At 43.0% G+C, this 26826-nt stretch carries 21 protein-coding genes and 1 tRNA gene; 13 read left to right on the top strand and 9 right to left on the bottom strand.

All coding sequences use genetic code 11. The features are described from left to right. Nucleotides 1-61: 61 nt before the first annotated feature. Nucleotides 62-2473 carry an alpha-ketoacid dehydrogenase subunit alpha/beta gene (locus A8O23_RS01915; protein WP_066615916.1) on the bottom strand — a complete coding sequence of 804 codons (2412 nt, stop codon included), beginning with the start codon at nt 2471-2473 and terminating at the stop codon, nt 62-64. Between the two features lie 193 nt (nt 2474-2666). Between A8O23_RS01915 and A8O23_RS21530 the strand changes: the two genes are divergently transcribed. Both A8O23_RS21530 and ald read left to right on the top strand, forming a co-directional pair. Continuing rightward, nucleotides 2667-3446 (top strand): DUF1573 domain-containing protein, encoded by a 780-nt coding sequence (locus tag A8O23_RS21530; protein WP_161486680.1) that lies wholly within the window; start codon nt 2667-2669, stop codon nt 3444-3446. 215 nt (nt 3447-3661) lie between these two features. Next, nucleotides 3662-4777 (top strand): alanine dehydrogenase, encoded by a 1116-nt coding sequence (ald, locus tag A8O23_RS01925; RefSeq protein ID WP_066615921.1) that lies wholly within the window; start codon nt 3662-3664, stop codon nt 4775-4777. A gap of 235 nt (nt 4778-5012) precedes the next feature. On the opposite strand, the gene A8O23_RS01930 is transcribed toward ald, so the two are convergent. Further along, nucleotides 5013-5456 (bottom strand): type I restriction enzyme HsdR N-terminal domain-containing protein, encoded by a 444-nt coding sequence (locus A8O23_RS01930; protein ID WP_239693309.1) that lies wholly within the window; start codon nt 5454-5456, stop codon nt 5013-5015. Between the two features lie 90 nt (nt 5457-5546). Here A8O23_RS01930 and A8O23_RS01935 point away from each other — a divergent pair, with 90 nt between their 5' ends. Both A8O23_RS01935 and A8O23_RS01940 read left to right on the top strand, forming a co-directional pair. Next, nucleotides 5547-6317, top strand: a complete 771-nt coding sequence (locus A8O23_RS01935) for an AMP nucleosidase (protein ID WP_066615926.1) — start codon at nt 5547-5549, stop codon at nt 6315-6317. Further along, on the top strand, nt 6310-7962 hold the full coding sequence (locus A8O23_RS01940) for an amidohydrolase (protein WP_066615928.1): 1653 nt from the start codon (nt 6310-6312) through the stop codon (nt 7960-7962). The genes A8O23_RS01935 and A8O23_RS01940 overlap by 8 nt, the downstream gene beginning before the upstream one ends. 196 nt (nt 7963-8158) lie before the next feature. On the opposite strand, the gene A8O23_RS01945 is transcribed toward A8O23_RS01940, so the two are convergent. Beyond that, nucleotides 8159-9463, bottom strand: coding sequence for an MFS transporter (locus tag A8O23_RS01945; RefSeq protein ID WP_192849028.1), 1305 nt, complete (start codon nt 9461-9463; stop codon nt 8159-8161). Nucleotides 9464-9613: 150 nt separating this feature from the next. Between A8O23_RS01945 and A8O23_RS01950 the strand changes: the two genes are divergently transcribed. The 4 genes from A8O23_RS01950 to A8O23_RS01965 all read left to right on the top strand — a co-directional run bounded on the left by A8O23_RS01950 (nt 9614) and on the right by A8O23_RS01965 (nt 15228). Beyond that, on the top strand, nt 9614-10225 hold the full coding sequence (locus A8O23_RS01950; protein WP_066615930.1) for an RNA polymerase sigma-70 factor: 612 nt from the start codon (nt 9614-9616) through the stop codon (nt 10223-10225). A gap of 56 nt (nt 10226-10281) precedes the next feature. Continuing rightward, nucleotides 10282-11325 carry a FecR family protein gene (locus A8O23_RS01955; RefSeq protein ID WP_066615932.1) on the top strand — a complete coding sequence of 348 codons (1044 nt, stop codon included), beginning with the start codon at nt 10282-10284 and terminating at the stop codon, nt 11323-11325. Nucleotides 11326-11354: 29 nt separating this feature from the next. After that, the gene (locus tag A8O23_RS01960; protein WP_082882854.1) at nt 11355-12086 is read left to right on the top strand and encodes a head GIN domain-containing protein; all 732 of its coding nucleotides are present in this window, start codon (nt 11355-11357) and stop codon (nt 12084-12086) included. A 469-nt stretch (nt 12087-12555) separates the two neighbouring features. Next, nucleotides 12556-15228, top strand: a complete 2673-nt coding sequence (locus A8O23_RS01965; RefSeq protein WP_066615936.1) for a carboxypeptidase regulatory-like domain-containing protein — start codon at nt 12556-12558, stop codon at nt 15226-15228. Nucleotides 15229-15344: 116 nt separating this feature from the next. Here the strand turns inward: A8O23_RS01965 and A8O23_RS01970 are convergent, their stop codons facing one another. Beyond that, entirely contained in the window at nt 15345-16832 is a 1488-nt protein-coding gene (locus tag A8O23_RS01970; protein ID WP_066615945.1) for a hypothetical protein, read from the bottom strand. Between the two features lie 301 nt (nt 16833-17133). On the opposite strand from A8O23_RS01970, the gene A8O23_RS01980 reads away from it, so the two are divergent. The 5 genes from A8O23_RS01980 (at nt 17134) to A8O23_RS02000 (ending at nt 22808) form a co-directional block, all read left to right on the top strand. After that, nucleotides 17134-17355: a hypothetical protein gene (locus A8O23_RS01980; protein ID WP_066615949.1), complete on the top strand. Its 222-nt coding sequence runs from the start codon at nt 17134-17136 to the stop codon at nt 17353-17355. 166 nt (nt 17356-17521) lie between these two features. Beyond that, entirely contained in the window at nt 17522-19246 is a 1725-nt protein-coding gene (locus tag A8O23_RS01985) for an ABC transporter substrate-binding protein (protein WP_153042044.1), read from the top strand. Between the two features lie 3 nt (nt 19247-19249). After that, nucleotides 19250-20602 (top strand): ABC transporter permease, encoded by a 1353-nt coding sequence (locus tag A8O23_RS01990; RefSeq protein ID WP_082882856.1) that lies wholly within the window; start codon nt 19250-19252, stop codon nt 20600-20602. Next, nucleotides 20599-21663, top strand: a complete 1065-nt coding sequence (locus tag A8O23_RS01995; RefSeq protein WP_066615956.1) for an ABC transporter permease — start codon at nt 20599-20601, stop codon at nt 21661-21663. Before A8O23_RS01990 ends, A8O23_RS01995 begins: the two co-directional genes overlap by 4 nt. Nucleotides 21664-22385: 722 nt before the next feature. Then, nucleotides 22386-22808, top strand: a complete 423-nt coding sequence (locus A8O23_RS02000) for a hypothetical protein (RefSeq protein WP_066615958.1) — start codon at nt 22386-22388, stop codon at nt 22806-22808. A 151-nt stretch (nt 22809-22959) separates the two neighbouring features. Here A8O23_RS02000 and A8O23_RS02005 read toward each other — a convergent pair. The 5 genes from A8O23_RS02005 to A8O23_RS02025 all read right to left on the bottom strand — a co-directional run bounded on the left by A8O23_RS02005 (nt 22960) and on the right by A8O23_RS02025 (nt 26773). Then, nucleotides 22960-23046 (bottom strand) — tRNA-Ser (locus A8O23_RS02005). Between the two features lie 64 nt (nt 23047-23110). Beyond that, a complete protein-coding gene (locus A8O23_RS02010) occupies nt 23111-24190 on the bottom strand; it encodes an asparaginase (RefSeq protein ID WP_066615959.1) in 1080 nt (359 codons plus the stop codon). Nucleotides 24191-24197: 7 nt separating this feature from the next. Then, nucleotides 24198-24959, bottom strand: coding sequence for a TatD family hydrolase (locus A8O23_RS02015; RefSeq protein ID WP_066615960.1), 762 nt, complete (start codon nt 24957-24959; stop codon nt 24198-24200). Between the two features lie 83 nt (nt 24960-25042). Continuing rightward, on the bottom strand, nt 25043-26134 hold the full coding sequence (locus A8O23_RS02020; RefSeq protein WP_066615961.1) for a glycosyltransferase: 1092 nt from the start codon (nt 26132-26134) through the stop codon (nt 25043-25045). Nucleotides 26135-26137: 3 nt separating this feature from the next. Continuing rightward, the gene (locus tag A8O23_RS02025) at nt 26138-26773 is read right to left on the bottom strand and encodes a polysaccharide deacetylase family protein (RefSeq protein WP_153042045.1); all 636 of its coding nucleotides are present in this window, start codon (nt 26771-26773) and stop codon (nt 26138-26140) included. Nucleotides 26774-26826: the final 53 nt, after the last annotated feature.

Raw genomic sequence — 26826 nt, forward strand, 5'->3', positions numbered from 1 at the left:
CATATAAAAAGAGGCGCACGTTTATTTACGTGCCGCCTCTTTTTATATGTAATATTCAATTCTAGAACAGCGACGGGTATGTAACTGGGTCAGCTTCATTCATGATAGCATAAACCGTTTCAAACACATCCTCTGCATTAGGCTTAGAAAAATAGTCTCCGTCAGTAGAATAGGAAGGCCGGTGGTCATGCGCCGACAGCGTTGCTGGTTTTGAGTCCAAGAAGCGCCAAGCCTCCTGCTCGTCCACTACTTTCTGCATCATAAAGCCCGTGGCACCACCAGAAACATCTTCATCTGTAAACAAAACTCTATTTGTTTTTCTGATAGAATCTGTGATGGTATGCTCCACGTCAAATGGCAGCAGCGTCTGTACATCAATCACCTCAACAGAGATACCTACTTGATCTAGCTGCTCGGCGGCATCCATTACTATGCGGCACATAGAACCGTATGTAACCACAGTTATGTCCGTTCCTTTTCTTAGTACTTCTGGCTGCCCTAGTGGCACGGTGAACTCACCTATGTTGGCAGGTAATTTTTCTTTTAAGCGGTAGCCGTTCAAACACTCCACTACCAATGCCGGCTCATCAGCCTTTAACAGGGTATTGTAGAAGCCTGCCGCTTGGGTCATGTTGCGTGGTACTAACACATGCATGCCTCTAAGGCTATGCAAGATCATACCCATGGGTGAGCCAGAGTGCCAAACCCCTTCTAAACGGTGACCACGCGTTCTTACAATAACTGGCGCTTTCTGTCCGCCTTTGGTGCGGTACTGCAAGCTGGCCAAATCATCACTAAGAATCTGAATGGCATATAAGAGATAATCTAAGTATTGTATTTCAGCAATAGGGCGTAAGCCTCTTAACGCAGCTCCTATTCCCTGCCCAATGATGGTACACTCCCTTATGCCGGCATCAGTTACCCGTAGCTCTCCGTATTTATCTTGTAATCCGGCAAAAGCTTGGTTCACGTCACCTATTTTACCAACATCTTCCCCCACTGCGAACAGGCGGGGCTCGCGTGCCAGAGCGGCGTCAAAGCATGCCTGCAGCACCTCGCGGCCGTCAACCAGTGGGCTGTCTTCATTGAATTCGGCTTTCACCTCTTCCACCATCATCACCGACTCGTCTGACTGGCTGTACAGATAAGAGTTAAAGCGCTCGGTATTTTCTCCCTGCACAGTCTCTAACCACTCTATCAACTCCCGCTTAGCTCTGCTCTTTTCCTGGCGCACGTATCGCAACGCTTTACGGGCAGCCCTGATGGAGTCTGAGCGTAAGGGATTCAAGGTTTTGCTTAACTCTTCTCTGATAGAGGCAATTTCAGACGAATTGTTGTCTACAGACTGAGCCAAGTTCTCTAATAAGGCAAGGCACTGGTTATGGTCTGCTAAGATCCCTTCATTGAAGGCTTTCCAGGCATTGGCTCTTGAAACTTTTACGGCTTCCTTGGCTTCTGCCTCTATATGGTTTAGCTCTTCATGAGTGGCATACTCATTGTCCAGCAGCCATTTCCGCATTTGCTTAATGCAGTCATACTCTTCTTCCCAAGCCAGGCGCTCCTTTGATTTATAACGCTCATGCGACCCTGAGGTGGAATGACCTTGGGGTTGCGTCATTTCCTCTACGTGAATTAATACCGGCACATGCTGCTCACGGCAGACCTGCGTTGCTTTGTGGTATACTTCGCACAGCCCCGCATAATCCCAACCCTTTACTTTAAAGATCTCGTAGCCCTGTTCTCCTGGCGCATCACGCTGGAAACCCGCCAGTATTTCTGAGATACTGCTCTTGGTGGTCTGGTATTTGGCAGGAACCGAAATGCCGTACCCATCATCCCACACAGAAACCAGCATAGGAACCTGCAGTACTCCGCCGGCATTGATGGTTTCAAAAAATACTCCTTCAGAGGTGGAGGCGTTACCAATAGTACCAAAGGCTATTTCGTTGCCCTTGATCGAAAAATCTTTGAACTGATGCAGCTCTGGGTTTTGGCGGTAAAGTTTAGAGGCATAAGCCAAGCCTAACAGGCGGGGCATCTGAGCTCCGGTAGGTGAAATATCAGCTGATGAGTTTTTGGCAGTTGTCTGAGGTTTCCATTTCCCTTCTTCGTCCAGCAAGCGGGTACCGAAGTGGCCGGTCATGCTACGCCCGGCAGTTGAGGGCTCCTGCTCCACATCGGCGTGGGCATATAATTGAGCGAAGAACTGTTGTACGGTCAGCTCCCCTATGGCCATCATAAATGTTTGGTCACGGTAATATCCCGAACGAAAATCGCCGTTGCGGAAGAACTTAGCCATGGCCAACTGCGCCACTTCTTTCCCATCACCGAATATCCCGAACTTGGCTTTCCCCATGAATACCTCCTTTCGGCCAGTAAGGCTGGCCTGCCGGCTTTCACAGGCTATACGGTAATCCTGCAACATTTCTTCTTTGGTAAGGGAAAGCTTGTTTGTCCGTTCAAGGGTTTGCATGCGTTATAGGATATGGTAGGTTCAGATTAGGATTTTTAAAGTCAAAACTACGCAGATTTTAGCCCATTTTCAAATGAAAATGCCCCTGCCTCCATGTTGCTACATATTTTTATGGCAACTCGAACTATTTTTATCTATTTTTGTTTTGGCCTTAGAAGGGCCTTTTAAAAAGGATTAAACCTTAAAAAGAATTATGAAAAAAATCTCTTTACTCCTGGTTTTGGCATTGGTAATGCTGACGCAGGGATTTGTCTCAGCCCAAGGGGTGCTAACCTTTGAGAAAGAAGTACATGATTTTGGTACTATACCCCAAGGTGTGCCTGCTACCTATGATTTTGTAGTGAAGAATACGGGAAATGAACCTGTTTTGATTTCTAATGTGCAAGCTTCTTGCGGCTGTACCACCCCTGAATGGTCTAAAGAGCCTATTTTACCTGGTAAAACTGCTGTGATTAAGGCTGGTTACAACGCTGCAGCCATGGGTCAGTTCAACAAAGCCTTGACCGTTACCTCCAACGGAACCCCAGATACTCAAATGCTGTTCATCAAAGGAACAGTGGTAGAGAAATCTGCCACTCCTGCCCCAACCAAAGCCCAATTGGAGAACTCGCCAAAAATTAATTTGGCCAGCTCTACCTATGATTTTGGTAAGGTGGAAAAAGGACAGAAAGTAACGGCTAAATTTTCCGTTAAAAATACGGGTAAAGAAGATTTAACGGTTTCTAAATTACAGTCATCATGCAACTGTGTGGTTTATAAAATGTCCCCTTCTGTAGTAAAGCCAGGGCAATCAGCTAAATTGGAACTAACTTATAATCCGCAGGTGTTAAGCAATAGAATTGAAACTGTAAACTTAGTTTCTAATGATATCACTGGTTCTCCGGCCACCATCACGCTTAAAGCTAACGTTGTTGAGAGCCTGGCAAAACAGAGTGCTGTTAAGGTGAACAAGGCCTCAGTGCCTTTCAAATAGTTTTTTCATAGTTTTATTTTGTACTAATGGCAGTAACTAAGTTACTGCCTTTTTTTATTTCCGGCTATTTCTGTTTTTGACCAGTTTTTAAAAAATAGGGCTAAAAACAATCAACTTTGGCAATTATTTACATAAATCTTTTAAAGGGTAATACTTTGATGGCAGGTTCATGTATATTTGCGCACTTTTTCACCAACACCTAAAAAAATCAGAAAATGATTATTGGTCTTCCTAAGGAGATAAAAAACAACGAGAACCGCGTAGCCATCACCCCGGGTGGCGTGGCCGAGTTTGTAAAAAACGGGCATACCGTTTTTGTTCAAACTACCGCCGGTGAAGGTAGTGGCTTCTCAGACGAAGAGTATGTAGCCGCTGGCGCCACTATTCTTCCTTCCATTGAAGAAGTGTACAACATCGCGGAGATGATTGTAAAGGTAAAAGAGCCGATTGAGCAGGAGTATAACCTTATCAAGGAAGGCCAGTTATTGTTCACTTATTTCCACTTTGCCTCATATGAGCCGCTAACGCATGCTATGATTGAGCGCAAAGCTATCTGCCTTGCTTACGAGACAGTTGAGTTGAAAGACCGCTCACTTCCGTTGCTGGTGCCAATGAGCGAGGTTGCCGGACGTATGGCTCCTCAGGAAGGTGCTAAATACCTGGAGAAGCCTTTAAAAGGCCGTGGTATTTTACTAGGAGGTGTACCAGGCGTTTCCCCAGCCAATGTATTGGTGTTAGGTGGTGGTATAGTAGGAACCCAGGCTGCTAAAATTGCGGCTGGTTTCGGTGCCAACGTGACCATAATGGACATTAGCCTAAAGCGTCTGCGCGAACTGGACGACTTTATGCCTGCCAACGTGAGAACCGTTATGTCTAACCACTACAATATTAAAGAAGCTATTAAAACAGCTGATTTGATCATTGGAGCAGTGTTGATTCCGGGTGCCAAAGCCCCTCACCTCATCACCCGCGACATGCTGAAAGACATGCGCCCAGGTACGGTGTTGGTAGACGTTGCCGTAGATCAGGGAGGTTGCATTGAAACTTGCAAGCCTACTACCCACGAAAACCCTACTTACATCATTGACGATGTAGTTCACTACTGCGTTGCCAACATGCCAGGCGCGGTTCCTTATACTTCTACCCTAGCCCTTACAAACGCTACTTTACCTTACGCTTTGCTTTTGGCAAACAAAGGCTGGAAGCAAGCTTGCCAGGAGCGTGAAGAGCTGAAATTAGGATTGAACGTGGTTGACGGTAAAGTTGTGTACCCAGGCGTTGCCCAGGCTTTCAACCTTCCATATGTTAACGTAGCCGAAGTTTTGGCTTAAATCTAATAATTACATTAAAATTATCGGCCTTCTGATTCTTCAGAAGGCGATTTTGTTTGTGGGTGATTCTCCTAATAATATTGGAGTAACAGATTTTGTAAAGACTGAAAGCCTTTTATAAAGCTTAATCTTACCTTTTGGGTTTGAAGGAATTAACAAGAGCCGATCATACAGGTCAAAAGTGATAATATATAGCTTTCATTCATGAATACAGACAAGCTTTATCATAAAAAACTCAGTGCAGGTTGATCTGCTCAAAGGTAGGTAACTCTTGTAGTGGCTCAAGAGAAACACCGTCTGAGGCAACCCGCCAACAAAAATGATGAATGCCGTTGGTCACCAAAAGGTAAGAAGCTTTTATGGTTTGATTGTACACCGCTGCCTGCTGAACCGTATTGTTGGTGATGCGTACATCAGGTGCTTTACATTCTATCAGCAACAAAGGAGTACCAGCTGAGCTGTAAACACAGATATCGGTTCGTTTCTGTAACTTATTGTAGGTGGTGCCTCGTTCCACGTTCATGAGTGAGAGCGGAAACCCAAGGAAGTTGTGCAGAAAGTGCACCATGTGTTGGCGAACCCACTCCTCAGGAGTCAGCACAAGCCATTTCCGGCGGATAACATCATGTATAAGAGTTTTCCCTTCAGATTCCTTAAGTTTGTAGGAAAATGACGGCAAAGAAAGCTGCTCCATCCCCCAAAGATAAGAAGTAACAAATGGCAGAGCCGTTTTACGGCCGTTTTTCTAAAATCAGATCAAAAACAAACTATGAAAACAAAACAGGAGATTGTAGAGAACTGGCTTCCGCGGTATACCGGGCGCCCGTTGAATGAATTTGGTGAATACATCTTGCTAACCAACTTCCTCAATTATGTGGTTATGTTCGCAGACCAGTTTGAGGTAGAAATAAAAGGCACCGACAAGCCTATGCAGACAGCCACCGCCGAGAACATTACCATCATCAACTTCGGAATGGGAAGTGCCATGGCCGCCACGGTAATGGATTTACTTTCTGCCATTAAACCCAAAGCGGCCTTGTTCCTTGGTAAATGCGGAGGACTGAAAAAATCTAAGCTGGGAGACCTGATTTTACCTATAGCGGCAATACGGGGCGAGGGAACCTCTGATGATTATCTTCCACCAGAAATTCCGGCGTTGCCTTCTTTCCGCTTGCAGCGTGCCGTGTCTTCCATGATCAAGAAGCACGAGATGGACTATTGGACAGGCACCGTCTACACCACCAACCGCCGTGTATGGGAGCATGACGAAGATTTCAAAGAATACCTTCGCTCCATCAGAGCCTTAGGTGTAGATATGGAAACTGCCACTATCTTTGTAGTGGGCTTCATGAATGACATACCGCATGGAGCTCTGCTTTTGGTGTCTGACAATCCCATGACCCCAGACGGTGTGAAAACTGCCGAAAGTGATGTGCGGGTAACCGCTGACTATGTAACCAAACACCTTCAAATAGGCATTGACTCCCTCCTGGAACTTCGCGACTCAGGAGAATCAGTGAAGCACTTACGCTATGATTAAAAGTTGGAGACAACTGGGAGCGGCCGCCCTATTGGGCCTGGCCCTTCTCTCCTCTTGCCAGAAAACTGAGCAGGCAGACCTTTTGGTATATAATGCCACCGTGTATACCGTGAACACAGCATTTGATAAAGCCCAGGCTTTTGCTGTGAAAGACGGCAAAATCATTGCCGTAGGTAGCACCTCTGACATAAAAGGAAAATATTCCGCCACTGAGGAAATAGATGCACAAGGCAAACCGGTATATCCAGGTTTGATTGATGCCCATGCCCATTACTATGGGTATGCTCTGGGTTTAAGAGAGGCGGACCTTGTGGGTTCAACCTCTTTTTCTGAGGTGGTACAACGGCTGCAGAAGCACAGAAAAGAATATCCAGACGCGGAATGGCTGACCGGGCGAGGTTGGGATCAAAATGATTGGGAAGTAAAGCAATTCCCCACTAAAGACACGCTGGACCAGCTGTTCCCCAATGTACCCGTTATTATAGAACGGATAGATGGGCATGCTGCGTTAGCCAACCAAAAAGCATTAGACCTGGCTGGTATCACGCCACAGTCTAAAATGCAAGGGGGCTTGGTAGAGGTGAAAGACGGCAAGCTCACTGGCATCCTCATTGATCTGGCCTCTTCACCTGTTTACGCCCAAATACCCAATCCATCGGCTCAGGAAATGACAGATGCTCTGAAAGACGCGGAGCAGAATCTGTTTGCTGTTGGCTTAACTACCGTGGTAGACGCAGGTTTACCAAAAAGCGCCATTGATCTGATTGATTCGCTTCAGAAAACTGGTGAATTGAAGATGCGGGTTTATGCAATGTTAAGCCCTACCCCAGAAAATAAGGCCCATTATTTTAAAAATGGTCCTTACACAACAGAAAGACTAAATGTGCGGTCTTTTAAAGTGTACGGTGATGGAGCGCTAGGCTCAAGAGGCGCTAGCTTGCTTCAGCCATACTCTGACCGACCCAATGAATCTGGGTTTCTGCTGCAGGCGGTACAGGAGTACAAAGACCTGGCGAAGGAATTATACGAGCACAACTTCCAGATGAACACCCATGCCATTGGTGATTCATCTAACCGCCTGATGCTTCAGATCTATGGTGATTTATTAAAAGGCAAAAACGACCGTCGGTGGCGAATTGAGCACGCGCAGGTGGTAAACCCTGAAGACGTGGCTCTTTTCGGCAAATACCAGATTTTGCCTTCTGTGCAGCCTACACATGCCACTTCTGATATGTACTGGGCCGGAGATAGATTGGGAAAAGAGCGAATCAAACACGCCTATACCTTCAAAACCTTGCTGCAACAGAATGGTATGCTACCTCTAGGATCTGATTTTCCGGTAGAGGACATTAATCCGTTGTATGGATTCCATGCCGCCATAGCCAGGCAAGATGCCAAGAACTACCCAGACGGTGGCTTTCAGAAAGATGAAGCCCTTACAAGAGAACAAGCCTTAAGAGGTACTACCATTTGGGCTGCCTACGCAAATTTTGAGGAAAAGCAGAAAGGAAGTATAGAAGTTGGAAAAGTAGCCGATTTCGTGATTTTGGATAAGGACATCATGACCATTCAACCAGAAGAAATAAGAGCTTTGAAAGTATTTAGCACCTACATTAACGGCGAAAAACTGTACAGCCAAAAATAGCGTTTTAGGCCTACTTTTCTGAAAACAAAACTAAAAACGGCAACCAATAATGGTTGCCGTTTTTAGTTTTAGTTGAAGCTATAAAGCTCACGAACTTAATAGTAAGTCACTAGCAAAACCGTACACTATTATCAACTACATCTTTAACAAACATAGATTAATAACAAGGAAATAAACTAGTTACAATAACAAAACACTAATCAGTAGTTGGAGCTAAACGTTTAGTACGAATAGAATACAGCACCACTAAGCCAATCACAAAGAACACCAACAGAGTCAGAATACTGTTTCGCATAGACCCAAATATCTGCTCCGTAATTCCAAAGGCAAGAGTACCTAACGCCAAACCCACCTTATCACAAATATCATAAAAGCTGAAGAAGGATGCGTGATCAGTAGTTTCAGGAAGCAACTTGCTGTATGTTGAACGCGACAAGGACTGTACTCCTCCCATCACTGCTCCCACCACAAAGGCCAATATGTAATACTGTGTTCCGGTATAGACAAAATACGCCCCAATGGTTATTCCCACCCACACCAGAACTGCCCAGGCTAGTGCCTTCGTGTTACCTATGCGGCCAGATAACCAAGCAAAAAAGTATGCGCCGCCAATAGCTACTCCCTGTATAATAAGCAGTACAGTTATTAGCGCCTGGGTTTCCAGCCCCAGTTCTTTTGACCCAAACAAAGAAGCCACATACATAACGGTTTGGACGCCCATGTTGTAAAAGAAGAAAGACAGCAAGAACCGCTTCAGTAAAGGCAGGTGTTTAAGCATTACAAAAACCCTTGCCAACTCTTTGAAGCCATTGAGCAAGTAGTTACCCTCTGCCTTTTTATGATAGGGGTTACTGGGCAGGTAAGCAAAAGAGTACTGAGAAAAGCCAAACCACCAGAGCCCGGTCATTAAAAAAGAGATTCTGGCCGGTAGAGCGTCATTCTCAATGCCAAACACCTCCGGGAACAACACCAGCGCCAGAGAAAGTATCAATAGAATCATACTGCCAATATAACCCAAGGAGAAACCACGGGCACTGAGCTTGTCAAACTGATCTTCCGTAGCAATTTCTGGCAGGTAAGCGTTATAAAAAACGATACTGCCGCTAAATCCAATGGCTGCTATCATAAAAAGAAGTACAGACACCGCAAATGTTTGCATAGTGAAGAAGAAAAGCCCCATGCAGGCAAGAGAACCCATATAGCAGAAAAAGCGCATAAACGCTTTCTTGTTACCACCGTAATCAGCAATAGCTGTAAGCAACGGACTCAGAAAGGCAATGGTCAAAAAAGCACCTGTAAGGGCATAACTGTAAAGCACCGAAGCCGAAATCTCCCAGCCAAAGAAGTTAACCATGTCTCCTTGGTCTGTTTTGGTGATGGCTACATAATAAATAGGGAAAATAGCAGTAGTAATCACCAGAGAATACACTGAATTAGCCCAGTCATAGAAACACCAGGCACGCAGCACCTTAGGGTCGTTTTTCAAAATTTCTTGCCTCATAGCAGATGTAGCACTGTGAACGTATTCTAACAAAAGTCATAGTTAAGCAAAAAATCGAAATATAAAGCCATTATCCCCTGATTTTAAGAAGAGGAATTAGGATGGTGAGAAGCTTCTTTTATCTTTGCATAACACTTAATATCAGTACCTATGGCTGCACTTCTACCAGCCCTTGAGCAGGACCTGCACGAACTGCTCAAAATCAATGAGGCCAAATTTATGGAGGCGCTGTTTAAACAGTACTATGGACTTCTTTGCCGTACCGCCGTGCGCTTCACCAAAGATACCGAGGCCGCAGAAGATCTAGTGCAGGAAGTCTTCTGTAAAATATGGCAGAACCGAGAGGTGCTGGAGGTAAGCACCTCCTACAAAGCCTATTTAGTGCGTTCTGTCACCAACCAGGCCCTGAACTACATTGAAAAACAAAAAAGGCTGGTTTTAACAGAAGACTCTTCCTCATTCGAAAATACATTCACCGCCAACACCACCATGGAACTGCTGGAAGGCTCGGAAATGGAGGAAAGAGTGCACCAGGCATTAGAGCAACTGCCCCCGCAATGCCGCATCATATTTGAAATGAGCAGGTTTGAAGAATTGACCTACAAAGAAATAGCTGAAACCTTGAACTTGTCCCCGAAAACGGTAGAAAACCAGATGGGAAAAGCACTTCGTATTCTGCGCGAGCGACTTTTATTATTGATCATAGGTGTTTCAATATCAAGTACTTTAGCAGAACTCAGCCAAACCAGCACATTACTTTAAGAAATAGTTAAAATAAGCGTAGGGGTAACACCCGTTTTACCTGTCTTATCGAGGACATGACACAAACAACATTAAACTCCCGCGAAAATCCAGAGTGGGTACTGATGGCTAAAGCCCTTAAGGGTGAGATGTCAGCACAAGAGCAAGAGGAATTCAACCTTTGGCTCAATGCTGACAGTAATCACGCTGAACAATGGGCTGAGGCCTTAGAAACCTGGGATGAAGTTGGCAGCATTCATGACAATTCTTTTGAACCAGATGCCCAGCTTGCCTGGGAAAAAGTCTGCAGCAAAGCCAACATTGCCCCTATTCATTCTGCACCTGAATCAACTCAGCAAGAAGCAGTTGTACGCCCTCTCTTCAACTGGAACCATGTGTACCGTTACGCTGCTGTTTTCATACTAGCTGCCGGGTTAGCTTGGGTAGGATATTTCAATTTTAATCAGTCTGCAGACTGGGCTCAGGTTGCCACTCTTTCCGGAGAGCGTAAAACTTTCTATCTGCCGGACAGCAGCCAGGTAATCTTGAATAGCAACTCAACCCTGCGCTACCAAACAGCTTTTAACGGCACAGAGAGAAAAGTTGAGTTAACCGGGGAAGGTTTCTTTGATATAAAGAAAAACCCTGATCAACCATTCATCATTGAAAGTGGTGACGCCAGAACCCAAGTGTTAGGTACTTCCTTCAATGTAAAGGCTCTTGAAAACTCTGACGAAGTAACAGTAGCAGTTGTCACCGGAAAAGTATCGCTTTCATCAGAAAGAAATGGAGAGGAAGTCATTCTGACCCCAGGTTACACCGGCACACTTCACGCTGACGGTAAGCTGGATAAAACAGAATCCGCTCTCCAATCTGCTAATTCTTGGAAAACACTTTCTTTTCAAGCAGCTACTGTTGAGGAAGTAACGCAGCAATTGTCAGCATTTTTTGGGGTAGCTGTAGAAACTTCTTCACCAGAACTACTAAAATGCACCTTCACTGGTACATTTGAAAATCCGAAACTGAGTGAAATACTACAGGTGTTAGCTATCTCCACTGACATGACTGTAAAACAAAAAGCTCCAAATACTTATTTTTTATCTGGCCAAGGCTGCCAATAATGGTTGGCTAAAGGTTTTTTTAACGTACCATGAAAGCTAGTCGCATAATTCTTTTGTTTTGGATGCTGGCTTCTCTCAGCTTTTTCTCTGCCTGCGACATTCTTGGCTCTGGCCCCTGTTTAAGAGGCAAAGGAAATAACGCAACAGAAAGACGAGACCTTACTACTTTTACTGGAATAGATATTCGTTTGCCTGGGATGGTGTTTGTGACTACTGGGCCGCAACACGAAGTGAAAGTAAAAACGTTTGCTAACCTACACCCAGAAATCATTACTGAAGTGGTAGGTAATACATTAGTTATTCGTTCTGAGTCTTGTTTGGAGTATTTTAACGATGAAGCCACTTTCTATATTTCTATACCTGAACTTGAAAATGTAGAATTAAAAAGCTCAGCAGAAATAAGCCTGCAAAGTGTCTACTCCAGCAAAAAGTTGAGATTAATATTATCAGGCTCAGGCGCTATAAAGTATACAGGCAGTACGCCAGAAGTAAATATTCTACACTCAGGTTCAGGAGATATTGTATTGGTAGGCGAAGCTAAAACGTTAGAGACTACCTTGAGTGGCTCAGGAAGAGTACAAGGTTTTTCACTGGCTGCTGAATCGGCAAAAATCATTTTGGCAGGTTCAGGATACCAGCAGGTGTGGGCAAAAGACAATCTAGACGCCACTATTACCGGCAGCGGGAACATCTATTACCGTGGTACCCCTACCATTACTAAGTACACCCCCAGCTCTGGTAAACTGATTGACAGCAACTAGCTCTACAACATTCCTTCTATTTACTTTAGCATAAATGCCCGCCCTGATCAAAAGGCGGGCATTTATGCTTTATAAGCCTATATAAAGCTTTTTGTGTCCTTAATCTTAAATACTAAAATTATTAAGCTGTAATTTCAAAAGTTACTGCCGTACTTCTGTTTTTGATCCACTTTTTGAAAATTAAGCTGAAAACAGGCCTCTCGCTTCCGACCATTTTTCTCCATAATTTAAGGTAAATTCATAGTTCTATCTAAAGTGGCAGCTAATTCTCTATGCTGATACATCAGTAGCAAGGGGCTTAAAATAAAGGGTAATTCTTTTGCTTTGGGCTTTATGTATAAGTCATTCAAAAATTATAATGTGCTGATTATTATAAATTTTAGATACATTTTTGTAATTATTCCTAATTTTCTGATCTTAGCGTAGTTAACCTCTGAAAGTCTGCCGTCTGGCATTGTATCTAATTCACATGGCCTTGCCAAAGACAGTAAAAGTATTCTTTTTCGCTATTGTCTTTTCGTTTTGCGGCGTTGGCTCATTTGCGCAACAGGCTCCAAAAGAGCAAACTCAAATCACCTTCAGTTACCAACATAGGCCTATCTCATTTATTCTGAAAGATCTGGAGCGGCGGTATTCTCTAAATTTTTCATACAGCAATGACAACCTTCCTTTAGCTAATAGAATCTCTTGCCGGGTTACGTCCGTTAGTCTCAGTAAAGCGCTTGAAAAGCTTTGTGAATGCTCTAATCTCAGTTACCAAATCGTAGGAGATCAAATAGTACTAAAGTCTAAAGAGCAAACCATTGTAGTCACGGCACATAAACCATATACTCAAACATTAAGAGGTGTGGTTTTAGATGCAGCTCTACAAACCCCACTGGTAGGCGCCACCGTCATTCTGTCTACTCAAGACCCCATGCAGGTAGTAAGCACAGGCATTGACGGGGCCTTTTCTTTTCACCAGATACCAATCGGGCGTCACTCCTTAAAAGTGACCTACTTAGGCTACCAAGAAACAGAAATAACCAATGTCATGGTAGTGGCAGGAAAAGAAATGGTACTCTCCATACCCATGGAAGAAAGCTTTATTCAACAATCTGAAGTAGTGGTTGTATCTGAGAGCGATAAATCATTACCACAGAACATGTTAATCGCCTCATCTGTACATACTTTACGCACAGATGAAATCAACCGGTTTGCCGGTTCAAGGCAAGACCCTAGCCGAATGGCCGCTAACTATGCGGGCGTACTAAGTGCTTCTGATCAAAGAAATGACTTGATAGTTCGTGGCAATTCTCCCTTGGGAGTTCTCTGGCGTCTGGAAGGGGTTGAAATTCCAAACCCTAACCACTTTACGTTTACTCCTAACAGCGGTGGCGCTTTTAGTCTACTGAACAATAACTTACTCGCTAACTCTGATTTTCTTACAGGTGCTTTCCCGGCCGAATATGGGAACAGAATAGGCGCAGTAATGGATGTGAAGTTAAGAACAGGAAACAATAAGAAAGTTGAGAACACCTTTCAATTAGGCTTGAATGGTTTAGAAGTTGTCACGGAGGGCCCTTTGGTGAAAAAGTGGGGAGGGTCTTTTTTGGGCAGTATGCGGCTTTTCAATTTCAGACCACTTGAAAAACTAGGAGTTGATTTCGGGTACGAAGGGCTGCCTCAATTTCAAGATGCTGCTTTCAAACTGGAGTTACCTACACCAAAAGCCGGTAAATTTTCTCTGTGGGGCATTGGAGGCAGCAGCCATATTACGGTGCATGATATTGATCAAGACACAACCACCTGGGGCAAAGTCAGGTTCAGATTGGAACCTACGCTTGAAAACCAAATGTACGCGTTCGGGTTTCAGCATGTGCTCCCCATTACCCCAAAATTAAACTCCCAATTCATTCTTTCTACTTCTGGAAGCCAGGTGGAGGCTACCAGTATAGCTACTTACCGAAACCAGACATCCCGCCTCTCCTACTATTTACGTAATTATGAGCAGCAACTTATTGCTCGATATAACCTTACCTTCAAGCCTTATAGTAACCTATTGCTGAAAGGTGGTGCCACTTGGCAGAAGATGTACTATAACAATCAGGAGATCATGTACCAAGACCAGCGTGATGTATATGAAATCCCATTAGATGCCCAAGGATCAGCAGCTTTGATTCAAAGTTATGCCCTGGCAAAATTAGCGGTTAATGCAAGGCTTGATGTTCAGGCGGGGGTGTATACGCAGCAATTTTCTATAGGAGGCAAATCGGCCGTAGAACCAAGGGTATCTGTTAACTATTACCTAACTGATGCTCAACGAATTTATCTGGCTGCCGGCATGCACAGCCAGACCCAACCATTGGTTTATTATGAATACCGCTTCTTTTCACAGGAGCACGCAGAATTCAGTCAGCCTTACAACAAGCTTGATTTCACCAGAAGTAAACAAGCCGTGTTAGGGTATAACTTTAATGTAAATTCTACTTGGCGCATGAAAGCCGAGACATATTACCAGCACCACTACCATGTACCCGTCAGCAAAAGGTCAGGTGAAGAAGCTTTTTCAATGCTTAACTTAGGCACTGACTATTCATTCACTACGGTAGACAGTGTAGTGAGTGAAGGAACGGGCCGAAACTATGGAATAGAGTTGACCGCTGAAAGATTTTTAAAAAATGGATTTTACGCGCTTGGCAACTTAAGTTTAATGCAATCTATGTTTACTGGTGGCGACGGTGTTGAACGGCCAACAGCATTCAGTGTGGGGTTTGTTTCAAACTTACTTCTGGGGAAAGAAATAGAACTGGACAATGAACGCCGTCATTTACTTTCGCTTGATTTAAGGATTAATTACTCAGGCGGCCGCAGAATTATTCCAATAGACGTGGAGAGAACGATTAACGAACCCACTGACAAAATTTATTACGACACGCGTAATGCTTACATTCCGCAACTTAAGAATTACTTCAGATCAGATATTCGCTTTTCATACCAGTTGAATACCCGCAAAACCACTCACTGGATATTTGCAGCCGCAGACAACTTCATCAACACCCGTAATGAGCTGTACTATGGGTGGGATCTGGAGGAAAACAAAGCAAAAACCTACTATCAATTAGGAATTTATCCTTACCTGGGCTACCGTATTCAGTTCTAAGAAATATAGAGTTTAAGAATAAATATGCTGAGGCGTTTTGGGTCTAATTTTTCGAAAACAGCACCACGCCTCAGCATATTTTAAACGCATCTATTATCTACCAGCTTTCTCGTTAGCTACACATTAAGCTTTTTCTCCTTTAGCCTTTGGATAATCAATTCCCAAAGATGCTCATAGGGTATGATTTCAATTTCAGCATAGGCATCACCGGGCGGTGAAATACGCTGTAACTTTTGAAATAGGTATTGCCCTTTCCTTTGCATGACCATAGGCTGAAAGTCATTTTGCACCATAAGCGCCAAAAGCTTGAAAAATGTGCGGCTACGCTCACTAAAGCTATCTTTGAAATGCTTGTGCGCATATTTCTTAAGAGCCTCCATCCGGTAAATCAAAGACTCCGTGTCTCCGCTGTACAGGTAGTACATTACCTGTAAAATTAATATTGCTACGTTGTACCCTTCTTTGTCATTGCTATAGCTTGGAAGGTTTCTAAGCAGGTAATTGAATTTAAAGGTCTGTCCTTCCTGAGGAGAGACAAAATGTAAATAAGCGTAAAACAGATGCCACCTTTCCTGCGCCAGCTTATTGATCTTATTGAAAAAGGTGTTTCCAAAAATCTTCTGAAGCACCGTGTGCGCCACAAGATATTCTTTGGCATGCATAGCCAGCAGATAGTAGTTCTCCATATAGGCAAACCAGTTATTGCTGGTAGGGTTGAATGCTGTTTCGTTTATACTCGCCAGCTTAAGACCCTCTTCTAATTTTTTGGCTCTTAAATGGGCATAAACTTGTATGTACTTATTGTATCTATGGTCAAAGAACTCAGAGTTGATGCTGTATTCTTTTAACAGTCTCTCAGAGTTTTCAGTTAGTTCTATTATTTGTTCAAAGTTCCCTTTAAGCTCCTGAGCCCAAATTGAGAGCTGATAATAATACCTAAAAGAGTTGAATGACTGCGCTTTACGCCACAGCTGTTCCATTCTTTCTAGAACATCGTCAACATTTGCCAAATATTGTTTTCTGGCTTTCACGCTTTGCCCCAACTGCACTTTAGACTCTAAATACAACTGCTCCACTTCATGGTCAGCGGCAAATAACTCTTGAAACTCCTGTATCTTCTGCTGGGTTTTATAGAAAAGGTTCTTTTCTCCCAAGTTCGTGTATACAAGCAACAAGGTTTTTAAAGAGAAGAGCACCACATCATAGAAGCTAATCTGTTTGCCAAGGCTGATTACTTCTTTCAATACAGGTTCAGCTAAATCATAAGCCCCTAAATTCAGCAACACCCTTGCCTGATAAATTTTAGCAATACAAGCATGCTCCACTGAATGTGAAAGATTGTTGCCCGGACTAGAAAAGTCTAGAAAATACAGTTGATTTAACAGCTTCTTTCTCAACCGTGACTTCACCATTTTAAAGCCCCCGGAGGAAGATCCGCTGTACAATATCTCCAAAGCATCTTTTTCGGAAGTAATACTGCCTTGCGCTAAACCATTATAGAGCAGCCATTCCTTGCTTTGACTTTTTTTGCTCAAATCCAACAAAGGAGATTCAGCAGTTCCTTTCTTATTTATAATCTGTACTAGCTTTTTTAACTCTTCCACTTTGAATTTAGCTTCTTATTCTTAAACTTCTATAACAGAAAGTAGTATGACGAGAGAGAGACAACTTGGTTCAAGCAATAAAGTAAACATTCATTATATTATCAAACTTTCTGTTACTAATTAGCTGGCACGCAACCTTTTTTTGTTAAGTATTAATACATAAGACATCATGAATAGCTTTATAGTATTTAAATATTTATAGAATTCATTACTATAATCATAGTGATGAATGGCTATTATATTTCCTTTCCACGCTTTTAAATTTAATTCATTTTTGTATAAACAATAAAAAAACAAAGTCATGGTAGAAATCATCATAGCCCTATTATTGCAGTTAGGTATAGTTAACAGCAACTCTACTAATACTAACACGAGCAATGCCACCCTTAGCTCTACAACAACTTCTACTGACACCACCACTGGAGGAACAGCCACTGGCGACGGAACAACAGGAGACGGTACAGGAACTGGATCAGGAGACGCTGGTTATGGTGGAACAGGCAACTGGGATACCAGAGACTAGAGTCTAAAGTATAAGGTAGCACATTCTACTACTGGTTTCAAGAAATACAGTGGTACGCTAAGGAGCCCCCACCTTGGCTTCACTACTTTTATCTTTGCAATCCAAGGCTTATACAAGCAAGTTTTGTAATATTGGGCAGTGCAATTGCTTGTACCCGCTTAATTCTATGAAAAAACTTTCTTTGTTGAGCCTTGGATTGCTTTTGCTTTTTCAGGTTTCTTGTAATAGGCTTTCCCCTGATTCAACCGTTAGAATAAGACTGGCTCAAGATCCTGAATCTTTACACCCGCTTACCTACGGCAACGCTCCGGCTCTTCAAATCTTAAATCTGGTTTACCAAAGCCTGCTCACTGTAAATCTGGAAGATCGTGCCATACAGCCCTTGCTTGCGGCTGAGTTACCATCTGTTAGAATCACAGATTCCCTCTCCTACTTTACTTATGCCATCAGGCCACAGGCTCGTTGGGACAATGGTACCCCCATTACCGCCCATGATGTTGCTTTTTCTTTGAAGATTTTACACAGTCCATTATTAGAAAACGAGAGATGGCGGGCACAGTATGACTTCATACAGGACATTGTTTACTCCAAAGACTCACTTCTAAACTTTACATTGGTCTGCTCTGGTTACACACCTGAGATGAAACTGTTGACCGGCGACTTTTTTGTACTGCCAGCTCATCAGTTTGATCCAAATTCATTAATTAGCGATATTTCTTACAAAACCATCAGGGGCAAGTATGATTCTCTTTCACAAAGCCCCTCTTTTAAAAATTTAGCCCAAAACGTTAACCAAAGCTTTTTTGCGCGTGATACCGCTGGCGTGAAAGGAAGCGGACCTTATAGACTTGCGTCTTGGAAGACCGGTCAGCATGTGGTTTTAGAGAAAAAAAAGGGCTGGTGGGGATCTAACATCTCCCCTACTCCTGAGCAGTTACGTTTTGCACCTGAACGTATTTCCTACCAAATTATACCTGACAATGCCGCCGCTGTTTTAGCTTTAAAAGCACAGCAACTAGACCTAATGGATAATATACCATTAGTTTCATTTAAGGAAATGCGGCAAGACCCAAAGTTTCAGGAGAAGTTCAACTTTTTCTCTCCAGCCACTTATGACATTGTTTTTTTAGGAATGAACGGGGCCAGCCCACTGCTGCAAGATAGACTTACGCGGCAAGCCATCACTCATCTAATTAATATTCCTCAAGTAATTGCAACATTGCAGGGCGGGTTCGCCACTCCTACAGTGGGTCTGGTGCATCCTCTTGAAAAAGATTATTATAATAAAGGCTTACAACCTGTAACTTTTGATACTACAGCTGCCAAGAATTTGCTGAGGCAAGCGGGCTGGAAAAAAGCAGATAACAGCGGCTGGACCAGAAACCAGAATGGCCAACAGCAGAAGCTCGTGCTGAACTTAATGCATAGAGCCGGCAATTCAGAATTTGAAAACATGAGCTTACTTCTTCAGCAAAATGCCATGCTTCTGGGTATACCCATTGAAGTAACTAGTTTAGAAAGTAGCCAGATCAGCGAAAAACTGCAAAACCGTAATTACCATCTTTATTTCAGAACATTAACCGGTAATCCTTTTTCATATAACCTACTATCCATACTGCATAGCTCCAGTGCACAGGGAACTGGAGGAAATGTAACTAACTTCGGTACACCTGAGACCGATAAAATATTGGAGCAAATTGCAACGGTAGAAAAAGAGGAGCAAAAAGCAATTTTGCTAAAGGACCTTCAGGCTCAAATGCAGAAAGAAAGCAATCTGGTTTTCCTGTATTTCCTTCAAAATAAAATGGCCATAGCCAAACGCGTGAAATCTCCTGTAGTTTCAAGCCTGAAACCAAATTATGACATTTCAACTTTTGAAATAACTGAGTAAGAAATGCTTTGGCGAAAACTTTGCTTTAAGCTGGTCCAGCTTGTATTTACCCTTTGGGCAATGGCCTCCATAGTTTTTCTTTTAAGCAGATTTTTACCAGGCTTGTCCTCACCAAAAGGAATGAATGACCCTGATGTCAACATTTTAAGTCATACTTCTCCAGAAGCAGTTTTAAGAATAAAAGAGGCGTACCTGCAAAAACATGGTCTCCATCTGCCAAAGTTTTACCTGAGCTTTTCGTTAAAAGGAGAAAAAAATGCCGGACAAATTAGCTCAGCATCAGTTGACGAAGCCTGGGTCCGCAAATCGGTTTTATGGCATGGACTTGAAACAACTTCAAGTTTTTATAGGCAATGGCAACAAGCATATTCTAATGCTGATCTAGCTGACCAATCAACGGCTTTAAAGAGCCTAATCAAATGGTCTAACAGTAACTCTCCAACTGAAAGACAGTTAAATGTCGCGCAGTTTGAAGCCGTTTTAAAAAAAATAGATCGAAAACAACGTTTACAGCTTACAAAGGAGTGGCAACACCTGACTTTGTCTTCTTCACCCTGGTATTTCTTTTTACCTAGCCTAGAATGGCACGGCACCAACTCTCAGTATCACCTTTGGCTTCAAAACATTCTTTCTGGCAATCTAGGAGTTTCTAACTCTGATTATGAACCTGTTTTAGATAAGCTAAGTGAAGCATTGAAGAATTCAGCCATTTTAGGTGCTATTGCTTTACTTATAGCCTCTGCCATAGCTTACTCATTAGGCCTTTGGCTGGCGGAGTCACAAAATAAGCCCTTCTGCATTGCTGTCAGGCAAACCTTGTACCTCTTAGACAGTATTCCCGTTTTCCTGCTGGTGTTGGGTCTGTTGTTTCTTTACTTACTTTTTGGGGGCACCCTTTCAGGTAACGATATTCCATCAGAAGGTACCTTTTCTATATTATTCCAAAGCTCCTTTCTGCTATCTACTATTAGTGTTGTTCTCCTGCTGCTGCCTTATCTATGTTTGCAGTTTTATCAAGGTCTTAACCATGAAGCTGATAGCATGTATATGCGCACTGCAAGAGCTAAGGGGCTAAGCATTAACAATAGCCTTAGGAAGCACGCACTCCCTAATTCTTTTGGCCCATCTTTAACTATTCTTAGTGAAGCGGTAATAGGGTTGATAGCTGGAGTGCTGGTAGTAGAAGTCACATTTTCGTTGCCTGGAGTAGGCTCTCTTCTGACTCGTTCTATTTTATCTTCAGATTATCCGGTACTTATTGCTTCCACTTTATTTTTATTGTTGTTCAGAATTGTGGTAGTATGGATCACTGATCTTCTTCTCGCTTTTGTAGACCCTAGAATCAGGCTTTCATGAAAGTGATGAGCTATAAAAAATCTGCTAAAAGGAGAAGGCGTTTAGGTATTATAGATTCCCTTGCCGTGGCATGGCTACTACTTTTCACAAGTGTAGCATTATTTTATCCACTGTTGCCACAGGCTGACTTGCACTTAGTGCTAAACCCATCGGATGCCTACATGCCACCCTTTCAGGCACAAAATCATTTTTTGGGTACTGATCATCTAGGCAGAGACCTGTTCTATTATTTGTTGCATTCTTGTCATACCGCGTGGTTTCTCACCTTTCCTCCGCTATTCTTTGCCACTTCAATTGGGTGTATTTTAGGGGCTATGGCAGCTTACTGGGGAGACAATGGGCTTAAAGTAAAAGTTTATTCATTTCTTTCATTGGTGATAGTATTAGCCCTTGCTGTACTTTTTGCTCCTTATATCAAATGGGTAGTAATACCAAATTCTCAACTGCCATCTTTAGTATCAATCACTGTATTGAGCATCTTAGTTGCATTTTATTTTACACTAACTTGGACTTTGAAACGGTTCTTTGGTCGGTTCAGAAAAAGAACCGTCTCTGTTCCAATTGATTTTTTTGTTAAAAAATCAATAGAATTATGGTCTACATTGCCTAAGCTCTTGCTCTTGTTGTTACTTAGTACACTGGCACCAAATTCCATTGCTATCATGATGGTTTGGATTTCTCTTTCGTACTGGGTTTTACCTTGTAGAATTACTAGATCAAAAGTCTTGACAACGAAAGGCTTTCTATATGTTGACTCTGCTCATGTTCTAGGGGTTCCGACAAAAAAAGTTATATGGTCCTATATCTTCCCCTCAATTAAAGGGCCAGTACTCATTAACTTTTGCTTTAGCGCCTCAGGCCTTTTAGGAATTGGTTCAACATTGGCTTTTTTAGGAGTGGGACTTCCTGCCGAGACACCCTCATGGGGTAAATTATTGGCAACCTCCAGATTTTCTTTTGATGCTTGGTGGTTATTTCTTTTTCCAGCCGTGTTTCTTGTGTTCAGTATATTAAGTATGCAAGCCATCGGAAATAAAATTACCTCCAACAAAAGGATATAAATGTTACATAAGCTTACTTAATCACGTATTATTATAATAAAGGCAAACCTCATCCTTTAAAAGTGAGCTATATTGCAAAGTTTATATAATAATATTTAAATTATATATTTTAAAAGTTTTAGTTACGTTTAATATCGATGTTTCCTGGCTCACCCTCTGCTGTTATTGTAAATTTGTTCCATTGTAGTTGTTAAGAAATAAACCTACTGGAGTGTATTGTGAGTTCTGACCTACATTTTGTTTACAACAGGATGGAGAAAGTGAAAAGATCAAGCTTACAAGGAGGATAAGTTGTCTTCAAAATTCAACTTCCAGTAGTGAAGCTATTATTCAGCTATACAAATTCACCTATTGTGTTTTAATCGGGATTTATACCTAAAGGTATTTACGTAGATATTCCCTTATTCGCAGTGATAAGTGGAATTTTTAAACTGCTTATTCAAGTATAAAATATTAGAATTTAAAATCTTCCGTGCTTCCTAACACGGTCTAATTAAATATTTTAGTTTTTTTGTTGTTTGTCTGTTGCCTGCCGGCTTGTCACCGGCAGGCTTTTTTTGTTCCCAGTTAATGTTATATCTAAAATAAATCTTAAATTAGCTTCAAATAAGACAATAACAAAGTAGATATGCCCCTCCCCCGTTCACTCAATGTTCAGTCAATAGATTGAGTGCTTTTCCTCTGACTCCACCTGAAAATCCTGTACCCACCATTCAATTACAATGAAAAAACTTTTTACTTTTCTATTACTACTGCCCTTATTTACCTTGGCAGCAGGCAACTCCCCCATCAATAAAGACAACATCATTACAGTTACTTCTAATGTGCCAGCTTCTATAGCTCTATCGCACATCAAAAGTCTTCTTGAAAAACAAGGTTACACAATAAAAGAGCTAAATGAAGAGGCAGGCACGCTATCTACAGAGCCGAAGCAAAATAACTTTGGTGCCACAGCAATTTTGGTATCCATCAAAAAAATGGACTGGACCCAAATCAATATATCCGGTTCTTTTGCGAAAGAAAATGACACTACCCCTGCTAGCCCTGTAGAATTCGGCAACAAAGACTGTGAAGGAGCTTGGACCGAGTTTGAAGACATAGCCAAAGCTCTGAAAGGAATCAAAGTCAGCTACAGCAGAAAGTAACAGTTAATAATATCTACTTTCTTAGTTAATTATTCAAATTTACACTAGCTATCCGCCAAATAGAGACTACCACCCATGTCAGTTTTAGTCTCTATAGACATAAAAAGCATAAAGCCCTGCAAATAAATATTTGCAGGGCTTTATTAAGTTGCGGAGAGGGAGGGATTCGAACCCTCGATACCGTTTCCAGTATACACACTTTCCAGGCGTGCTCGTTCGACCACTCTGACACCTCTCCGGAGGTTATTTTGGGAATGCAAAGTAAACCAGATCCTTTTGCTTTTGCAAGTATCTTTCCCCTATTACCCGTATTTATGCCCGCTTATTTCTCCTCTCAGGTTTTCCTGCAAAAGCTGTCGGGTTTCTTCTATCGGTAAACCCTGAGCTAGAATAAACATGAGTTTAGTCACCGCTGCCTCAGTACTGATATCAGTCCCACCAATCACCCCCATTTCCTTTAGGTACTTACTTGTTTCATACTCGCCTTGTCTTACCTCCCCTTCTTCACATTGAGATACATTTAGAATAGTAATACCCCTGTCAATGGCGTCACGCAGCAGGTCCAGAAACCAAGGATAAGTAGGTGCGTTACCAGCCCCAAATGTTTCCATTACCAACCCTTTCAACCCTGGGGCATTAAGGATGGATTGTACTAATACAGGGCTGATACCTGGGAAGATTTTAAGGATGGCAACCTGACTTTCCAGTTCCTGGTGCACTCTCAGAGGGCCAGATGGAGGCGGCAACACTACACCTTCATTGAATTCTATGTCTATACCCGCCTTGGCCAATGGAGCATACTTTCCAGAGTGGAAGGCGTTAAAGTGACGGCTCTCTACTTTAGTGGAACGGTTACCTCTTAAAAGTACGGTGTTAAAGTAAATGCAAACTTCCGGAACCAGCGGTTTACCCATTCGGTGGGCAGAAGCAATCTCAAGGGCAGTAATTAAATTACGGCGGGCGTCGGTTCGCAAACGGCCAATAGGCACCTGAGCACCGGTGAATATGACAGGCTTGCCTAAGTTCTCTAATAAAAAGCTTAATGCTGAAGCACTATAGGCCATCGTATCGGTACCGTGCAAAATCACAAATCCATCGTATTGATGGTAGTTTACCTGAATCACCTGAGCCAGCTTTATCCAGTGCTCTACCCCTATGTTAGAAGAGTCAATTGGCGGATCAAGACTTAAGACCGTCATCAACACCTTAAACTGGCGCATTTCCGGCACTCGGTGAATTACTTCGCTAAAGTCAAAGGGCACAAGGCTTTCGTCTTGCTTATCAGATACCATCCCGATGGTACCACCTGTATAAATAATCAATATGGAGGCCTCGGTGTCACGGGGTGCCGCCGTATTGATATCTACCTTAAAAAATTTCATAGCGTGGTTAAGCGAATACTCTTAAAGCGTTGGCGGAAGTTTTTGCCGCTACCTCTTCTAAAGGTAACGATTTTATATCGGCTATTCGTTGGGCAACCAAGGGCAAGTAGGCCGGCTCATTGCGCTTACCGCGTTTAGGCACTGGGGCTAAGTAGGGGCTATCTGTTTCCAGCACCAAATGTTCAAGTGAGACATTCTGTATCACTGGCTCAAGACCTCCATTCTTAAAGGTACTGACCCCGCCAATTCCAAGAAGGAAATTTGCTTCTATTACCTCTTCTGCCTCCTCTAAGGTTCCAGAAAAGCAATGGAAGATACCGCGAAGAGTACCGTCCTGCTGCTCTTTAATGATTTCCAGTGTTTCCTTGAATGCGTCCCGGGTATGAAGCACAATAGGAATTTTATACTTCTTTGCCCAACCACACTGCACCCGCAGCGTCTCTTGCTGTTCTTTAAAAAAGGTTTTATCCCAATACAAGTCAATGCCAGACTCTCCAATTCCCCTGAACTTCCGATTCTCTAACCACTCTTCCATTTGGTGCAGTACCTCCAGGTAATTTTCTTTCACATAGCTGGGGTGCAAGCCCATAAGGGAATGGCACCATGGGTTCTGCTCTTCCAATTGTAACATAGCCTCAATAGAAGTGTGGTCTATGTTCGGCATGAAGATCTCAGTGACTCCTGCTTCCTGGGCACGAGCCAACATATCAGAGCGGTCTTGGTCAAACTCTGGTGAGAAAATGTGGGCGTGGGTATCTATGTACGTCATGAAAAATCAATGCCATTCTGTTTTAAGCGTGTTTTCAGAAAAACAAGCCTGAAACGGCAAAGATAAGGTTTTATTAGCGCGTATTAATATTGACGGCCCTTCCAGCGGATGCGAAGGGGTATAAAAAAGTAAACGATCAAAATAAGGGAGGTACTCAGCAGGTACAATTCAAAGAAAATTAAATCCCGCACATTCGTTTTCCAATTCACTCTCTTGGCACATACCCACACAAATACGCTTTGCAATGTCAGCTTTACCAAGAACACCAGCAAAGCAGCTACCCAAGTAGTGTGCAAGAAGAAAGGCAACCAAATGGGATAGTAAGATGAATGGATGACAAAAAGCAACAGCATGTACCAAGGCAAAGACACAGAGCCCCTCATCCAGCGACGGCGTTGTTGCAAAAAGGTAGAAAAATCAGGTGCGGGCATAGACAGAGCCAACACCTCTGCTTCATACACATTAGCTGTGGTGAAGCCTTTTTTTATAACCTCCTTAAATATCTGAACATCTTCAGTTATAGAAAAAGGAATGCCGGCAAAACCACCTACCGCCTCATAAGCTTCACGGGTAATAAGCATATTATTACCCATGGTAGATACCGGTACTCCTCTGTCCGCCACCACCTGCATTAGCCCAAGTGAGAAAAGCCAATCCAGGGCCTGCATACGGTCAAACAGCTTACTGCCTTTGGTGGTGGTGATGCCTGTGACAATGCCTGTACCTTGCTTCACTTGCCCCATCAGGCTGGTTAGCCATTGAGGTGGCACTTCTATATCAGCATCAGTGATAAAAAAAAAGTCTGAAGTGGCTTTTTGCGCCAGTTGCGCCAGCACATTGGCTTTCCCTTTGGTGCCTGGCAAATTATCCGTAATAGAAACACATGTTAAATAAGGCCGCTGAGGAAGTAATGATTGTACCAAAGTGAAAGTAGCATCAGAAGAACGATCATCTCCTACCAACACTTCCAGCCTATCTTTGGGATAATTCAGTCTTTCAATGGCTGCCAGGCAGGCTAGGATATTAGCTTCTTCATTACGGGCAGCAATTAGAATGCTAACTTTAGGAAAGCTGGAAAGGGAGTAAGCCGGCTTCTTTTTCCTGAAAACCCAAAGCCCCAGCAGCACTCCGAACAAAATAAAGTAGAAGCAGAAAAAGCCGACGGAGAAGAGCATGCGCTATAGCGTTTTAAAAGAATAGCCCAGCGCAGAGAAATACTCCAAAAAACGGGGTAAAACGTATTTAAGAGTTTTTTCTGCTTTCAAGCTGTCGTGCATTACTACTATGGAACCTGGGCCCGATACTGCTATGGTTTTTTGCAGGCTTTCTTCTGGAGCCAGCGAAGCGTCAAAATCATAGCTGAGACTGCTCCACATTACTACCTGGTACTTGTGTTTCAGCTTACGCAGATGCCCCCAGGTCAGTTGGCCGTGTGGTGGACGGAATAATTTTTTATCTGGTGCTGACCCGACTATACTTTCCAGAGCGGCCTGGCATTGCTCCACTTCTGCAAAGTATTTCTGCGGCGAATGTTGCCACGCTTTTACATGATGAAAGGTATGGTTTGCCAGCAAATGGCCTTGCTCCAGCACTTGTTGCGCTATGGCTGGGTGGCGCTGCACATTGTCTCCCACGCAGAAAAAGGTGGCCTTGGCGTTGTACTGCTGTAGTTGGTCAAGTACAAAAGGGGTCACCTCCGGAATAGGCCCATCATCAAAGGTCAGGAACAAGGTTTTCTCCCGCATCTTCTTTTTCCAAACCACCCCCGGAAATGCCCAGGTAAGTACAGATGGTGTTTTGAAGAATCGAGGCACAGGATCTGATTTAATGAAGGTGGTTTCTGTTTTGAGCCTGTTTTACGAAAAGC

The sequence above is a fragment of the Rufibacter roseus genome (assembly GCF_001647285.1).
GTDB classification, from domain to species: Bacteria; Bacteroidota; Bacteroidia; order Cytophagales; family Hymenobacteraceae; genus Nibribacter; species Nibribacter roseus.